This window comes from Candidatus Scalindua japonica, from assembly GCF_002443295.1.
In the GTDB taxonomy this organism is placed as follows: Bacteria; Planctomycetota; Brocadiia; order Brocadiales; family Scalinduaceae; genus Scalindua; species Scalindua japonica.
In genome coordinates, this window is the sequence record NZ_BAOS01000003.1 from 17,283 (window position 1) to 33,450 (window position 16,168).

At 38.8% G+C, this 16,168-nt stretch carries 17 protein-coding genes; 11 read left to right on the top strand and 6 right to left on the bottom strand.

Annotated elements, in window-relative coordinates; genetic code table 11:
- Positions 1 to 21: 21 nt before the first annotated feature.
- Positions 22 to 1,851 (bottom strand): translational GTPase TypA, encoded by a 1,830-nt coding sequence (typA, locus tag SCALIN_RS01450; RefSeq protein WP_096892491.1) that lies wholly within the window; start codon positions 1,849 to 1,851, stop codon positions 22 to 24.
- A 520-nt stretch (positions 1,852 to 2,371) separates the two neighbouring features.
- On the opposite strand from typA, the gene SCALIN_RS01455 reads away from it, so the two are divergent.
- On the top strand, positions 2,372 to 2,728 hold the full coding sequence (locus tag SCALIN_RS01455; protein ID WP_096892492.1) for a hypothetical protein: 357 nt from the start codon (positions 2,372 to 2,374) through the stop codon (positions 2,726 to 2,728).
- Here SCALIN_RS01455 and SCALIN_RS01460 read toward each other — a convergent pair.
- Positions 2,717 to 3,067, bottom strand: coding sequence for a hypothetical protein (locus SCALIN_RS01460; protein WP_096892493.1), 351 nt, complete (start codon positions 3,065 to 3,067; stop codon positions 2,717 to 2,719). The genes SCALIN_RS01455 and SCALIN_RS01460 overlap by 12 nt on opposite strands.
- A 64-nt stretch (positions 3,068 to 3,131) precedes the next feature.
- On the bottom strand, positions 3,132 to 3,425 hold the full coding sequence (locus tag SCALIN_RS01465) for a sll1863 family stress response protein (RefSeq protein WP_133111599.1): 294 nt from the start codon (positions 3,423 to 3,425) through the stop codon (positions 3,132 to 3,134).
- A gap of 321 nt (positions 3,426 to 3,746) precedes the next feature.
- Between SCALIN_RS01465 and SCALIN_RS23710 the strand changes: the two genes are divergently transcribed.
- The 5 genes from SCALIN_RS23710 (at position 3,747) to SCALIN_RS01490 (ending at position 6,625) form a co-directional block, all read left to right on the top strand.
- A complete protein-coding gene (locus SCALIN_RS23710; RefSeq protein WP_133111601.1) occupies positions 3,747 to 3,920 on the top strand; it encodes a PEP-CTERM sorting domain-containing protein in 174 nt (57 codons plus the stop codon).
- A gap of 168 nt (positions 3,921 to 4,088) precedes the next feature.
- Entirely contained in the window at positions 4,089 to 4,367 is a 279-nt protein-coding gene (locus tag SCALIN_RS01475; RefSeq protein WP_096892496.1) for a type II toxin-antitoxin system RelE/ParE family toxin, read from the top strand.
- Positions 4,367 to 4,657, top strand: a complete 291-nt coding sequence (locus SCALIN_RS01480; protein WP_096892497.1) for a HigA family addiction module antitoxin — start codon at positions 4,367 to 4,369, stop codon at positions 4,655 to 4,657. The genes SCALIN_RS01475 and SCALIN_RS01480 overlap by 1 nt, the downstream gene beginning before the upstream one ends.
- A gap of 369 nt (positions 4,658 to 5,026) precedes the next feature.
- The gene (locus SCALIN_RS01485) at positions 5,027 to 5,461 is read left to right on the top strand and encodes a hypothetical protein (RefSeq protein WP_096892498.1); all 435 of its coding nucleotides are present in this window, start codon (positions 5,027 to 5,029) and stop codon (positions 5,459 to 5,461) included.
- A 228-nt stretch (positions 5,462 to 5,689) separates the two neighbouring features.
- Complete coding sequence (locus tag SCALIN_RS01490; protein WP_096892499.1) at positions 5,690 to 6,625, top strand: hypothetical protein; 936 nt, start codon at positions 5,690 to 5,692, stop codon at positions 6,623 to 6,625.
- A gap of 144 nt (positions 6,626 to 6,769) precedes the next feature.
- Here the strand turns inward: SCALIN_RS01490 and SCALIN_RS01495 are convergent, their stop codons facing one another.
- Entirely contained in the window at positions 6,770 to 7,423 is a 654-nt protein-coding gene (locus SCALIN_RS01495) for a hypothetical protein (RefSeq protein ID WP_096892500.1), read from the bottom strand.
- 1,182 nt (positions 7,424 to 8,605) lie between these two features.
- Between SCALIN_RS01495 and SCALIN_RS01500 the strand changes: the two genes are divergently transcribed.
- Positions 8,606 to 9,235, top strand: a complete 630-nt coding sequence (locus SCALIN_RS01500) for a hypothetical protein (RefSeq protein ID WP_096892501.1) — start codon at positions 8,606 to 8,608, stop codon at positions 9,233 to 9,235.
- 394 nt (positions 9,236 to 9,629) lie between these two features.
- On the opposite strand, the gene SCALIN_RS01505 is transcribed toward SCALIN_RS01500, so the two are convergent.
- The gene (locus tag SCALIN_RS01505) at positions 9,630 to 10,481 is read right to left on the bottom strand and encodes a tetratricopeptide repeat protein (protein WP_096892502.1); all 852 of its coding nucleotides are present in this window, start codon (positions 10,479 to 10,481) and stop codon (positions 9,630 to 9,632) included.
- 63 nt (positions 10,482 to 10,544) lie between these two features.
- Between SCALIN_RS01505 and SCALIN_RS01510 the strand changes: the two genes are divergently transcribed.
- Entirely contained in the window at positions 10,545 to 10,994 is a 450-nt protein-coding gene (locus SCALIN_RS01510; protein ID WP_096892503.1) for an N-acetyltransferase, read from the top strand.
- Positions 10,995 to 11,146: 152 nt separating this feature from the next.
- On the opposite strand, the gene hemC is transcribed toward SCALIN_RS01510, so the two are convergent.
- Positions 11,147 to 12,094, bottom strand: coding sequence for a hydroxymethylbilane synthase (gene hemC / locus SCALIN_RS01515; protein WP_230406536.1), 948 nt, complete (start codon positions 12,092 to 12,094; stop codon positions 11,147 to 11,149).
- Between the two features lie 228 nt (positions 12,095 to 12,322).
- On the opposite strand from hemC, the gene aroA reads away from it, so the two are divergent.
- From aroA to SCALIN_RS01530, 3 genes are all read left to right on the top strand, one after another.
- On the top strand, positions 12,323 to 13,588 hold the full coding sequence (aroA, locus tag SCALIN_RS01520) for a 3-phosphoshikimate 1-carboxyvinyltransferase (protein WP_096892639.1): 1,266 nt from the start codon (positions 12,323 to 12,325) through the stop codon (positions 13,586 to 13,588).
- A gap of 120 nt (positions 13,589 to 13,708) precedes the next feature.
- Entirely contained in the window at positions 13,709 to 15,247 is a 1,539-nt protein-coding gene (locus SCALIN_RS01525) for a TIGR03790 family protein (protein WP_133111603.1), read from the top strand.
- A 14-nt stretch (positions 15,248 to 15,261) separates the two neighbouring features.
- Entirely contained in the window at positions 15,262 to 15,975 is a 714-nt protein-coding gene (locus SCALIN_RS01530) for a CAAX prenyl protease-related protein (RefSeq protein WP_096892505.1), read from the top strand.
- Positions 15,976 to 16,168: the final 193 nt, after the last annotated feature.

Sequence of the window (16,168 nt, forward strand, 5' to 3'; positions counted from 1 at the left end):
TTTTTCTATTAGACGTAGTTTCTATTTTGATACACCATGTGCAGCTATTCTATTACGTTTGCGGTCAGTTTCCTTCAACAGCTTTTTCCTGATACGAAAGGTTTTGGGGGTAATCTCTATCAGCTCATCATCTTCTATGTACTCAAGTGCCATTTCAAGAGTCAACTCCCTTGGAGGAGACAGCTTAATGGACTTGTCCGCTGTTGCAGACCTCATATTTGTCGCTTTTTTTGCACGGCATACATTTACCGCTATATCTTTCTGGTCACAATGTTCACCAACTACCATACCTTCATAAACTTTGTCACCCGGTTTGACAAACATGACACCTCGGTCGCGTAACCCATCAAGGGCATATGCCATCACATCACCGTTTGACATTGATGCTATAACACCTACAGGTCTGTGTGGAATGGCACCTTTAAAATACTCGTATTCATGGAAATTATGGTACATGATTGCTGTCCCCTGGGTGGAGCTGAGCAGTCTTAATCTTAACCCTACCAGACCGCGTGATGGAAGCTTGAACTCAAAATGAATTCTTCCATTGCTCTCGCGCATATTCAACATCTCTCCCTTTCTTGCCCCAAGTAAAGAAATCACCTGACCGTCAAACTCTTTAGGGACGTCTATTACAAGAAACTCTATGGGTTCCGCTTTTTTTCCATTAATTTCTTTGTAAATAACTTTAGGTTTCGCGACCTGAAGCTCGTAGCCCTCTCTCCTCATACTCTCAATCAATACAGACAGGTGCAGCAAACCTCTTCCTGATACGTGAAACGAGTCTCTCGATTTATCATCATGCACTTTCAATGAAACGTTAGAACGTAATTCCCTGTATAATCTCTCCCTCAAATTACGGCTTGTCACATATTTTCCATCTTGTCCCGCAAAAGGTGAATCATTTACAGAGAACAACATGGACAATGTAGGCTCGTCAATATTTATAACAGGAAGCGGTTTTGGGTTACTGACATCCGCCAGAGTATCACCGATCTCAATGTTCTCTATTCCGGTAATTGCTACAATGTCTCCGGCAATCGCCTCCTTTATGCTTTTGCGTTCAAGACCGGCAAATGAATAGATCTCCGAAATTCTTTCATTACATTTCTCTCCATTTCTCTTGAGCCAAGCGACATTGCTGCCTGCACGCACACATCCGTTTACAATCTTTCCTATTCCAATCCTGCCAACGTAATCATTGTAATCCTGTGCCTGTATAAGCATTTGAAACCGTTCATCAGGGTTTGTCGTTGGTGGGGGGATGTGTTCTACTATGGCGTCGAGGAGTGGAGTTAATACTTTGCTCTCCTCATCCACTTCGCGCTTCGCGTATCCATCTCTGGCGCTTGCGTAAACTACCGGAAAGTCTAATTGCTCGTCATCAGCATTCAAGTCTACAAACAGGTCGAATACTTCGTTCAGGACGTCGTTTGGCCTCGCTTCAGGCCTGTCTATCTTATTGATAACAACGATAGGTTTGAGGTGATAGCCCAAAGCCTTCTGCAATACGTATCTTGTCTGAGGCATGGGGCCTTCATACGCGTCAACCAGCAGCAACACACCTTCAGCCATCTTTAAAGTGCGCTCTACTTCACCTCCAAAATCCGTATGGCCGGGAGTGTCTATTATGTTTAATTTGATATTTTTGTATTGGACAGAGAAGTTTTTCGCGACAATAGTTATCCCTCGCTCTTTCTCCTGATCGTTAGAGTCCATTACACGTTCTGCAACCTGCTGATTTGCGCGGAATACACCGGTCTGCTTCAACATCTGGTCTACTAACGTTGTTTTGCCATGGTCTACATGGGCGATTATAGCTATGTTTCTTATATTATTTATTTCCACAATTACTTCCTGTTTGTATGAGTTGATTCAATGCTGACTTTTGCAGCACTTGAATTAATAAAAGGTAAAATATCACTGTTAAGCGTGCATATATTATCAGCGCAAAGATCCCGACAAAAAATGAATTCGTGATAATTCGTATCTGTTTTTCTCTTGCAATATCAACTTTGCGTTCTTTGCGGTGAAATAATTACGATACTGTTTCTCGTAAACTGCACTTTCCGTATGCAGTAGAAGAGAAATAAGAATTTCCAGAATTTAAATTCCTTATTATATAGATAATTTCTTAATATAACAGTAAAAAATATCATTAGTGCATTGTATGGTGTTTACATCATCTGTCATTCCCGTATTCCCTTAGTTGTGGAAATCCCGGATGTGCAGATCTATAGAAGCCGGAATTGTAGAGGAAACATGCGTCATTGGAGTGCCTGTTAAAAAGTCATAAGTTGATATTTTATATTGATATAAACAAAGCAAATAATATAATTAAAAAACATTTAGCATAAAAAAGTACTTATTATTGGTTATTAAAAAACTGACTGAAGAAGATTATGAAAAACTTGCGCGAATAGTGGATGGATTGAACGAAACTGAAGTGCTTGAAATAATGAAAGTCCTACCCAATGCTTTATCTGCAAAAGTAATCTCTGCATTGCCACCAAATCTTGTAGCAACTCTTTTGATTCAATTACCATCAGACTTGCTTGAAAAGATTATTGGTGATCTGGCTATTTCATATTATATTCCATGTTTCCGGATTATTAAGTTTGCCGTTTTAATAGAAAGAATAAATTTCAGTTTGTTTATTTTGTTGATTTATATTTTATTTCATATCGGAATATCTGAGACGGCAGTACTCCACTCACTAACTCATTGAATGGTTTTGTTGTGTTACTTCAAGAGTTGTTTCAAATGATTTTGAAATATTTTCTGTCTTTACAAATGATCCGATTTTTTCTAGTTTCTTCATTCTCTCTGTTTGTCTGATCATTACCGTTTTTATATCGGCATATTCAGCGTGAAATTTGTCTTGTTGTTTCTGTACTGTTTTTAACTCATCTTCAAGATTTAAAATCGTCTCGTTCGTGTGGAGAAGCATCGCCTTCAAGGTTTCTAACGATGCTCCAGGATTTTCTGATTTGTTTAGTTCATCAGAATTACTCCTGGTACAAATAATAAAAATTGACAAAATACAAATGGTGAGAATATTCTTCATTAAATTTTTCTTCTGAGTAGATTTCGTAAATTATTGCAAATAAATATCATCGAATAATATGCTACTAATCCTTGAATTTAGACATAACTGCTTCAGTGTAACTGATCATATCATCAAAAATACTATCTACACCATCTCTCAGGCCTTCCCAAACACTTTCATGAGCCTGCTCTAACTCTTCATGTTTTTTTCTGGCAAGTTTCTGTTTGGTCTTCAGTCGCTCAATATGGTCAATAATTTCTACTTTATCATCAATTGTGGCCTTCTCAACCTGGACTTCCAATTCCTCTATTTTTCGGTCCCATTCTCTTAATTCTTCATCTAATTTACGAATATAATCTTTTCTTGCACTCATCATAAACCTCCTTCACCCTTTATCTATTATCTGGAAATAAAGTAAAACTTTAAAACCTCCTTCAGTTATGATAAATGTAATAAAAATGAAAGGCAAGATAAATTATTCAGGTGTTAATATTGAGAGTTTGTTATACATGCGTTAGAAAGCTGACATTTGAAGATATTTTTTGGCATTTGGTGTAATTGATATATACCAAGCAAGTTACACAAAATATGACTATGCATTTCAGGGAAAAGGTGTTAGAAAGCTGACGAATGGCTTTTTTTGTTAGTTTTCGTGTTATTACATAAGTTTCTGAATATTAATGAATTAAATAAGTTTATGCTTAATTATCATAACTGGAGTGTTAATTGCAGATTAATATACAATGTAAATCCTTTTACCATTCAGTCTGTACCCGAACCCTCCCCTGGGATACTCTTAGGTCTTGCTCTCGCAGGGTTGGTGGGAGTTGGTGTAGTGAGAAAAATTAAAAAGAAAGGAGTGGGTTATTAAAAAAGAGGAAAAAGAAGAAAGTAAGTTGTTAGCGGTGCATGGAATGCACCCTACTTCCCACCAGAAACATTCTACATCCGGAAACAAAAATCGTAGGGTGCGTTTTACGCACCAGAACCACTTCTATATTTTGCTTGTTGCGTGTAGCGCAATGTGCTACTATCAAACATGATTAAATCATTGAAACATAATGGTCTTAAGAAATTCTATGAATCCGGCAATAAAGCAGGGATTAAGAACAACCATAACAATAAACTACGAATACAATTAACCGCGTTAAATACAGCGATTTTTATTGAGGATGTGGACTTGCCAGGTTTTAGACTTCACTCGTTAAAGGGTAAGAGAAAAGGGCTCTGGGCAATAGATATCAGTAAAAACTGGAGAATAGTATTTAGATTTGACGAAGGCAGCGTTTATGTTGTCGATTATGAGGACTATCACTAATGAACATGTTTAATCCACCCCACCCAGGTGCATTTATCAAAGAGGTTTTTCTCGAACCGTATGGTATTAGTTATCGAACTGTTGCTGCAAAGTTAAAGGTGTCTCCATCAACCTTTCAGCGTTTGATTAAACAACAAAGCAATATTACACCGGAAATGGCTTTACGCCTATCCAAGACATTAGGGCGCTCACCAGAAAGTTGGTTAATTATGCAAGACAATTATAATTTATGGCAGGCCAAACAATATTTAAATATTGATGAAGTAGAAAAATTGGCCATACCTGTCTGACGAGCGCATGAAGCCAACCTGCAGATGTATGTGTGATTTAATATATTTATTGAGGCTGCCGCTTGGCGTGTTGAAATCCATTAGTTGATTAAAAAAAAGGGGGGGGTATCCGCCAAAAAGCGGCGGCCAATCCCTGGGATGAGGAGGAATTAAAATGCCAGCTATTTCGATTATTTTCTGTATTCTGATACGCTTGTTTTATAAGGATGCCGATAAGCATGATAAGTCACACATTCACTCTGAATATCAATGAAAATGTGAGAAGTTAAACCGGATGAAAACTACAAACGTAAAATCATTACTGATGATGGGGTGTGAAACCTCACTGAAAACGTGCCGAATCTATTCTGTCAGGAGTGTTCTGATTAAATGAGTAAGAGCTTATTATATCGTTTGTTCGGTCTTCGTAAAGTACCAGCCAGAGCCAGAGAGCGACTTGAAAATGAAGGTATTGTATTCGATGAAGAAGGTACAAGTTGTGCATTATATTACAAAAATTTCCGGTGTTCGCATAAATATTCTGGTCGAGGATGGGAAAGTCTGGCTGTTGGTAGCCTTGTGATAACCCGGCGCTCTTTCTACATTCAATTTCCCTATATGATTCTATGTGACAAACCTGTTGAGGATGTTGTTAAATATCTTGAGTTAGAACTTAAAGGGCCTGATAAATTAGTAATGAAGTTTGAGGTTGAAAAGATCTTCGAACCATCAACTGGAAGTTTAACCTGTTATTGGCGTACCGATAACGCTTCTGCAATATTTAACCACATTTGTGATTTACAAGCGAACCATGCGGGGTGTTAAACTGAATAAATGATAGCGTTAAGGAGGGGGGGGATAAATGTACTTAAAGAAGCGTGCGGCTTATTAAATATGGCCTTTCTGCATATTACACGCAAAACACACAAATGCCATAAGAGTGAATTTCTCTTTAGATTTTTGTGAGATAGTAAGTGTTGGTTACATATTGTAAACGATCAGATTTTGACAAGTAGCATACTACCATATTATTTTTAATAAGGAGGCTTTGTGATGAAAATGAAATTATTTGTTGCAACTATTTTTATAGTATTGATGTTTTTAGAAAGTACCGTTTCTGCGCAATACACGATTGTCATTGATGAAATCGATGTTCCACCGCACGTAGTACAAAAGGTAGCTGAAGATAAAAACTGTTCAACAAGTGATGATTTTGCCAGTATTACGGGAAGTGAATATCTTGATACGGCAAAAAAGCTTGGTGAACACCTCAGCATAGACAAAACAACAATTAATGTAGATATAAAAGGTCTTTTCGCTGCCGAGACGGTAAGCCAGGACAACAAAATTACCATGGTATTTAATGGTAAATTCAATATGATCATGTGGGATATGAAGAAAGTTATTCAAATGACACCGGCAGAGATTGAAGGCATGGCTAAACAGGCTGAAAATATGATGGGTCAAATGCAGAAAAACATGCCGGATATCAGCAAATTACTGGATGGCGCAAACCTGACGCCGGAACAGAAAGCAGCAGCCATGCAGGCAATGCCTGGTATGTTCAATAATAAAAATGTGCCAGAACCTGAATCGGCTGTTAAAGCAACCGATAAAACAAGGACTATTACAGGTATGCCGGCAACATTGTACTTGATTAAAGATGGCAATACTACGAAGGGTATATGGGCTTCAGATGTTGACAAAAGACTTGCCGATAAATACGAGGAGGTCGGAAAGAGTTTTGATGCTATGACCCCAATGAAAAAAGAGAAGAAAAAAGAGTGGGAACTTCTTCCGGGAAAGTATCCCCTGGAAACAGTAGAAGTTAATGATGGCGGTTATAGAGGTCCGAAAGTTGGTTTACGCATGACTAAAGAGATCAGAAGAGGTAATCCTCCTGAAAAGGCTTATTACGTACCTGGCAGTGAAGACGGTTTTCAAGTAGGCGGCACGGAACTCTTGATGAGTGGTTTTATGAAGAGATAAGGTTTGTTCTGTTGTATCAATTAAATACTTCATAACCTTGCTTCTGGACGTGTAGAAAGATGAAGATCGGCATAACAAACACCTACATCCACATAGTAATGATAAATGTAGGTGCTTGTATAATGAGACTATATGTGCATATTATTAACAGCTATTAACAACCTTCTTCTGTTTAATCTTTCTCACTGCCCCTGCTCCTACTATCCCTGATAGGCTGATACCAATGAGTAGACTGAGTGAAGGCTCTGGGACTTGTGAGCTTCCTCTCCCGTACACAGAAAAATGGGAAAGGCCGTTTCCATTGCCAACCATTGACGATGTCCAGAATCCACTCGTTGCTGACGTTGGTATGAGGTAAAGATTAAAAGATGTTGCTTGTTTGAGCGCTATCATTAGATCAGAATAGCCGGTCACTAGGCTTGGGGTCATCGAAAAAGTACCATTATTTACATTGCCTCCTCCAGTAACAGATAGTCCTATATCCGTGTCCGTGTTCGTGGTCTGGTTTCCATTCTGATTGGTATTTACTTTTTGTAAAAAATCCCAGTCATTAAACCCAAATGCGCTAGTTCCCCCGATATTGTTAACATTAGTATTTGATCCACTGTCATTGTCATCTTTGTCGTTGCCCGATTCTTGCAAAACAGCAGTAGCTAATGCATTATTATATAAACTGTCAGAACTAATGTCTTTCAAAAGATCTGCACTCGCGAATCGTAAACCAGAAAAAGTGAATAATGAAATAATAAATATACTTGCGTAACCAAATTTTTTTGACCCTGCTAGCAGTTTCTTCATATCTTATTCTCATACCTAAAGATTTTAAAAGTTAAACTGTAACAATTATTGCAAAATAACCATTAATTGTCAATAATAGTTGTTTATGATCTCAAGCATATTTTTTCTCCTCCTCGACTTTTTAGTAATGTCGGGTTCCGTATGATGTAAATTAGATATACCGCACAAATGACTGCTTCTCTATTTTATTATAAACTTTTTCCAAACTCTTTAATAAATTACCTTTTTTGTTGCTTGCTTGTCACATGCCATAGCCGGGCAGTTAAACCTTAACTCACTCATGTAATACTAGGAAACAATTGACACCATCTTTTGTAAGCCTTTGTTTATTGGATATTTAAAAAGTCAAGCAAATTTGTCGTAAGACCTTATTTATAGTCTTGATGTTGGGTACTCTCCTCGCTACTATACCACTATTAACTCGACGAACTACCAAAATGATATACCATCATTAGATGTATATGCATTTCATAAATTAGGTTTATTAAAACAGGGAAGTAAATAAATGGACTTTTCTTTGCTTCCCCATTAAATAGTAATCTGAATTTTTTTGAAGTGATTTGTGAATGGTTAAGGGCTTTGTTTCAAAATGTGGTTGCGTATCAGTTACAATGTCTGACCATAGAATATCTTTATTGCTAAAAGTAATAAGGTTAATTCACTATTGAACAGGCTGTCCGAGAATAGGTATTTTTACCAATTTGTGAGTCATAAGCTCTTTAGTATCAATACTAAATTTTTGCAATTTTGCATTCTCGGACAGCCTGTTCAATACGTCACACGATATCACGTTTCGGTTTTATAGGTAGGGCATAGTGCAATGAAAAGCGTTAAAAAACTTACATTTGCTGTTAGTTTTTTAACGCTTTCGTAAGTGTCTAAATTATTAGTGCTTGCATAATTACAGAGTGTATAATCTGTAGTTCGGATAAATTGGTTGTGTTAAAAAACTAACGAAATGTTTAATAACTAATTTATTTATAATTATTTTAAGACCAAATATATCAAGCACTTAGATACTATATTATATAATTCCATTTTTTGGTACTAAACATGCCATTTTAGTGTATTGAAGATGATATATTAAATAATTGCATAAAGAGAAGCTATAGGCTTTGATAATTGAGCCGTATAGAAGTTAATTTTTTTTTTGTAAGTTTAAATCACTCAAGGAGGCAGACAATGAGTAGAAAAATTTTAAGTATTACAAAACCAGAGACAATCTTATTTGTGCATAAGGTCGTATTTATATGTTTAGTCTTAGCTATTTCTATGGTATTAGCTACGCAGGCACAGGGGGACCTTATAATAACACCAGGTGACGAAGTCACTTCTGGGAATCAAACTTCAAATAGGGCTATCATCGACAAACTGATAACAGATGGATATATATCAAGTGCCGCTGATAGCGTATACAAACAGGATGTGGGCGGCTCGGAAAGTGGAGTGGCAGCAGGTTCGTACGAGACAACCTTCTCTAATACTTCTGGTGATCCAGAAGACGCATTGATCGAATATGTAGGTACAGGAGCATTTATAAGTGATGCATTTGCCTTAGTCAAAGATGGGAATCACACACCGGCATGGTATGGCTTTGATCTCAGTTCAAGCGGTTTAAATTGGAATGGAACGGAAAGTCTTAGTTTCGAAGATTTCTGGCCGGCAGGAGGAGCCATCTCACACGTAGAAATTTTTGGAAGTGTAAGTGTCCCTGAACCATCCCTAGAGTTACTACTAGGCCTTAGTTTAATAGGGTTAGTTGGAGTAGGGGCAGTGAGAAAGATTAAACAGAAGAAGGTAGCTAGCTGTTAGATAACTATTTAGAGCAGACGCATAAACTTCATATAGTGCTTGAAAATTATTAATTTACTATATATCGTATGTATGCGAGCCGAGTTTATGCGTAGTCTTTGTAGTAATATTTCTTTGTAGTAATATTTCCTTAAATATACACCTACTTTCATCATAAATAGATGGATTTATGTGTTTTTGTATTCAAAACTTTTTTGCCAAAATGGTTCAAGCCCTTTTTTATGGAGAAAAGTTGTTACTATTTTTAATGTGCTGATATCAACATTAAAAAACAATAAATTGTTATATATTGTTAACTTCGTTCTCTGAATCGTTGCCCGATGCTTGCAAAACATTAGTAGCTAATACTAAGGTATCTCCACGTTTAGAACTAATGTCTTTTCTTTAAACATTATCAAGGGTTACATACGGAACATGGTACTGCTCCGTCTCGTATAGCGTGTTCTCTGGACTGGAAATCGATAGTATCATCAGGGCTGCTTGGTAACTCTTCGCAATCGGGCAGGTGAAAGTTACGGGAAAATTTGGAAGAGTATACGTGGCCTTTCCATCTGTTCAGCGTTTGTGTTGTTCCTTGTTTTCCTGGTCTGGTACCTGGTTCCTGCTTGAGGGCACTGTCCCAGGTAGACTGTAAATGGTCGTGATAGTGTTTTGCCATAGAGTGCCTGCCTTGAGCGGTGTATAGTGTTATCAGGTTGTTCAGCAGTGTTGCTATATCCTGATGGCCAGGTTCCAGTGTTTTTTCCTTAATCTGTAGCGCACGTTTATAGAGAGGAATGCTTTCCGATAATCTGCCCTGGGCCTGATAAAGCAGCGCCAGATTATCAAGATCAGCAGCAACATTGACGTGGTCCTTTCCTAAAGCAGCTTCATTAATTTTAAGTGCCTGTACGTAGAGAGGCTCTGTATTGGAGTATTTGCCATGTGAAAAATAGAGTAGCCCCAGGATAGTCATGGATGCGGCAGTCTCAGGATGATCTGATCCAAATTTCTCTTCAGTAATTTCTAATGCTTTCTCAGCAGCTTTCACTGCTTCGTGATATTGTCCTTTTTTGTTAAGCACAAGTGCTTTTGTCTGCAGTTCAGTTAAAGACATATCTTGAGAGTAAGCCGGAAATGAGAAAGCCAGAAATGAAAAAACCGGAAATGAAAACACAAGAACAGCTACTATCAGCATTACCAAAGGCGCTGTTTTAATGGCGGGGAGTACTGTGTGTTCTGAAGGTGTTGTAATTGGTTTAATCATCTTAATAGTATAATATATAAATAATTTGATAATTATTAAACAAAATATTAAGATGCATACATAATGCTAAGAAATGCTCATGTAGATGACGTAGAAGAGATGAACAGGTTGGTAAATCAATTCGCGAAAAAAGATCTGATGTTACCAAGGCCTTTGAGCGATTTATATGAGAATATACGCGATTATTATGTTTATATAGAGAACGGGAACATAAAAGGGTGCGCGGCGTTACATGTCTTCTGGAAGGACCTGGCAGAGATCAAGTCGGTAGCAGTTGAAGAAGATTCCCAGAAAAAGGGAATTGGAAAAGAACTGGTTCAAAAATGTTTAGATGAGGGGAAGGTGCTCGGTATTAACAGGTTATTTGTATTGACATATATTCCAGAGTTTTTTGAACATATGGGTTTCAAGCGTGTTGATAAAGAGCTTCTGCCTCACAAGATATGGACAGAATGTGTAAAGTGCTATAAATTTCCTGACTGTGGAGAAGTCCCTCTGATGATTGAGATTTGATTAATCATGGAATACTTCATGGACAGGCGGCAAAAGAGATGTTTGTAGACTATAGACAGTAAAAAAACAGGGACGCAAACTGAATTATTCATTTTGTGTCCCATGGTTAATCATCTTTAGTATTTTGCGGTTTTGAGAAAAGTCCGGTTAACTCACTCTTCAGCCACATTTGCCTTTATGTCATCAAGGATTTTCCGCCCTCCTCTTCCGATCAGCTTGTTTGCAAGTTCGATACCCATTGTATAGTAATCGTCAACTTTGCCTTCAACAGAGTCTCTGATAATGGTAGACCCGTCGAGTGAACACACAACCGCTTCCATTTTCATATTGACCGGGAACACTACTTCCGCGTGAGCGCCAATCGGGACCTGGCATCCTCCCTGAAGCCTGTGTAAAAGCACTCTTTCAGCCCTTACCGCATGCCTGGTATCATAGTCTATTAAGATTTTAATCATATTTATTATCTGTTCATCATTCACTCGGTTTTCTATACAGAGCGCTCCCTGTCCAACGGCATGGAGCATTATGTCAAATGGGATTATCTCACTGGACACATCACCGCGTCCCAGCCTGTTAAGACCGGCTTGCGCGACAATAATTGCGTCGAGTTCACCTGACTCCAGTTTGCCTATTCTCGTGTCCAGGTTTCCTCTGAGGTCAACTATGTTAAGGTCCTGCCTGACTGCAATGACCTGTGCTCTTCGCCTCAAGCTGCTGGTTCCAAGTGTCGCGCCCTGAGGAAGTTCTTTCAGAGGAAGGTTGTCCCTGCTTATTAATGCGTCATGAGGGTCTTCGCGTTTCGTTACCGCGCCAATCTCAAGGCCGTCAGGGATTGCTGTAGGCATGTCCTTTGCGCTGTGGACCACCAGGTCAACCCTCTTGTCAAGCAGGGCCTCCTCAAGCTCTTTTGTAAAGAGACCGACATCTCCAATTTTGGCAAGCGGTGTATCCAGTATTTTGTCACCGGTTGTCTTTATGACTTCAATAACAAATTCTGTCTCTTTATACTTTTTTTCCAGTTCAGATTTCACCCAATTTGCCTGGATTAAGGCCAATGTGCTTCCCCTTGAACCAATAACTATTTTATCTCTATTTTCCAAAAAACCGCTCCTATCTGTCATATTAATACAAATCATAAATACACAAAATATCAAAGATACTATTTGTCTCATAAATCAATTTTTTTGTCAATACTTTTTAGTTGTTTTCTGTCAAATGAGACTCGATGTAAAAGAGGTATTATATATAAACTGTTTATGACTTACGCGTTTCTCCTTGATGAAAGGTGGATGTCAGTCTATAATTTCTTTTTTGAAAGGAAACAGACGATGATAGAAATAAAACCTGTTGATAAGATAAATGCAACTGTCAGGGTCCCAGGTTCTAAGAGCTATACGAACAGGGCGTTAATAACCGCTTTACTTGCAAATGGTGAGTCTGTGGTAAAGAATGCTTTGTTAAGCGAAGACACCAGGGTCATGATCTCATGCCTGGGTGAGCTTGGTATACAGATAGAGGTAATAGCGGAAGAAAACAGATTGATAGTAAAAGGGTGTGGGGGGAAGATACCGGTAGAGAGGGCAGGTTTATTTGCACGTAACGCCGGGACTGTTGTGCGATTTATGACCGCAGCGCTGACTCTCGGTAACGGGCAGTATGAGATAGATGGTATCGAACGTATGAGACAGAGGCCCATACAGCAGTTAATTGACGCATTAAATAAACTTGGTGCAAATGTTGTATCCAGGGACGGTAACGGTTGTCCGCCCGTCTTAATTAATGCTGCCGGTTTAAGGGGAGGAACAGTAGAGATTCCGGGTAATATAAGTAGTCAATATATCAGCGCCATTCTTTTGGCCGCGCCTTATGCAGATAGTGATGTACGTATAGTTGTGATTGATGAACTTGCATCAAAGAATTATGTCGATATGACAATAGATGTTATGAACAGATTTGGCGTTGTGGTAGAGAGGGATTCATACAAAGAATTTATTATTAAGTCAGGCGGGGGGTATAAAGGTTGTGAGTTTATGGTGGAGCCGGATGCATCTGGTGCTTCATATTTCTTTGCTGCCGCAGCTATTACCGGAGGTAAGGTAAGGGTTGAGGGCCTGGGTGATAGATCACTGCAGGGTGATACGAAATTTGTTGATATTCTGAGTAAAATGGGATGCAGTATGAAGAAGTCTCGAGACTGGTTGGAAGTTGAGGGTGGTGAATTAAGCGGAATAGACATAGATATGAATGATACTCCCGATGTAGTGCAGACCCTTGCACCTGTTGCGGTTTTCGCGAAGGGGAAGACACGCATTAGAAATGTGAGAAATCTCAGATTCAAAGAGACAGATCGTATTACGGCAATTGTTAACGAGCTGAAAAAGGCAGGCGTAGAGACAAGAGAGTTTGAAGACGGTATTGAAATAGTTCCGTCACCACCACATTCCGCTGAGATATCAACCTATAATGACCATCGTATGGCAATGAGTTTTGCCCTTCTCGGTTTAAGGACCAAAGGGATAAAGATAAAGAACCCGGAATGTGTTGAAAAAACGTTTCCGGATTTCTTTGAAAGATTGCAGAAATTATATCATTAGGAGTTATTCATCAGAAATTTCTATTCTATTCCCATATTAACTATCTTGCTGTTGGTCATAGCGGTTAGTCCGGCGCATGCACTGCTATCTACAGATCTTATTGTTGTTTATAATAAGAATATGCCGGAGAGTAAGAACGTCGCTACTTATTATGCTTCTAAAAGAGGTGTTCCCGTCTCTAATCTTGTGGGGGTAGATGTGCCAGATTCTGAGATTATCCACGGAGTTTACTATGATGCAAACCTGGTCCCACCGGTACGCAGTGCGGTTAATAAACTTAAACTTTCAGGCCTTAACCCTGCCATTCTTCTTGTATACGGAATCCCGCTTCGTATAGAAGAAACTACTAAGCCGGCTGTACGTAAAGAATATGGTGAATTAACATCCAATAAAGTGAAAGAGTACAAGAGACTGCTGCAGCAACAGGGAAGAGAGCTTGAAAAGATACTTGATAAAGGGAAGATAACGACACTTACCTATGAAAAACAGAGTTTAGAAGCTCTACAGACACAGGAGGTAATTAAAAGTGTCAGTAAGACTATTTTGAAGGCATCTGAGTATATCAGGCAATATGTATCGGTGGCTGAAATGGAAGATTATTCGAAGGTTGTTTCGCTCCTGTTCAGGATGGCGGGAATGGCGCCTATTGTTAAAGACGTTAAAAACCAGGTCTCTTCTATGGACGAGAAGGATAGGACTGTTTTTCTACGTAACAATAATTTCCTTAAATTTAACACGATTCTTAACAGTCAGCTTGCAGAGATTCAATTCAGAGGTTTTACCCCTGAAAAAGCCCTTGAAGTGTCTACCATTATCCGAATGGTCAATGGCGTGATTGGTGAATTGCTGTTCTGGGAAGCGCAGTACAGGAATGGTAAGATAGAGATGACATCAGCTTCGGTAGATAGTGAATTAACATTAGTTCTTGCTGAAAACTTTCAACGTTCCAAATGGTTGTTAAATCCATTTATGATAAATTATGCGAAGATGCCGGGGATTGAATTTATCAGAAGAAAGACCGTTATGGTGGGACGTCTGGATGCACCCTCGCCTGATATGGCTAAACGTCTGGTTGATGATGCCATGCAAGCTGAGAAGAGTGGCCTTACCGGGACTATGTATATAGATGCTCGGGGTCTTAGTGAAGCTGTTGCAAAGGACAGCTACGGTCTCTACGACGCGCATCTGCTACGTCTACATAAAATTGTTCAATCTAAGAGTTCGTTTCCCGTAGTACTTAATGACAAGCCAGGGTTGTTTCCCGAGAAATCTTGTACCGATGCGGCTTTATATGTTGGTTGGTACTCACTTGCTAATTATGTAGATTCATTTGAATGGAAAAAGGGGGCTGTGGGTTTCCACATAGCAAGTTCCGAGGCAAGTACGCTTAAGAAAAAGGGGAGTCAGGTGTGGTGTAAACGGATGATAGAAGAGGGAGTTGCAGCAACAATAGGGCCGGTCAGTGAACCATATCTCTCTTCTTTCCCTTTACCTGATCTGTTTTTTCCTCTGCTGATGACGGGTAAACTAACATTGCTCGAGACTTATTTTAGAAGTACACCTCATATTTCCTGGCGACAAATTTTGATAGGTGACCCATTATATACACCGTTTAGAAAAAACCCTGTAATAGACCTTGATTCTCTGGGGAAAATGTAGATAATTATAAAACAATGCTAAATAAATCCAGTATACTACAAAAAGCCTGGTTCCCAAGAGTTTTCCCCTTTCTCCTTTTTATCGCCTTTATTGCCCTGGAGAGCCTCATAGACTTTCTTTCTCAATACTATGCTCCACTGGTGAAAGTTGCTGAGTATGACGGCTACATTTTTTATCCGGTTAAGACGGTACTGGTAGCAGTTTCCCTCCTGCTTTTATGGAATAGATACTCTGAGATTGATATTAAGAAGGGGCTTTCTGGAAAGAACCTTTTAATAGGGTTTTTCTCAGGTGTTGCAGTTTTTGTTCTATGGATTAACATGGATATGAAGTTTGCGACTCTGAAAGAACCAGAGGCGTATAACCCATTCATTTTTAACAATTCTTTCCTCTTTTATCTGATAATATCATTCAGGCTTTTTGGGTCTTCTGTGGTAGTTCCGGTCTTCGAGGAGTTGTTCTGGAGGTCTTTTGTACTGCGGTATATTATCAACCCGAAGTTTGAGAATGTACCGATAGGGAAGTTTACCTGGGTTTCGTTTGTGATAGCATCTGTCTTCTTTGGTTTCGAGCATAATCTCTGGCTCGCGGGGATTATGGCAGGTGTATCCTATAGCCTGATCCTGTATTTCACAAGAAACCTGTTCGTAGCTATGTTCTCTCATGGAATAACAAATCTGTTTCTTGGCATTTACGTGATAAAAACAGACAACTGGCAATTCTGGTAAGGAAATGTCTGCCTTCGAAATTGAGGGTATGTAATACCAATTCTCCGTCTATTATCAACACAAACAGAGAGGACTTAAGTTAATAATTTTTCTTATAATAATTAATATATTTTTTCTTGATTTCATGTTTAATTTTTGTTATAAGACCTCCTTTAGAACTCAAGGTTGTATTGTAATATAGTATTATAATAAG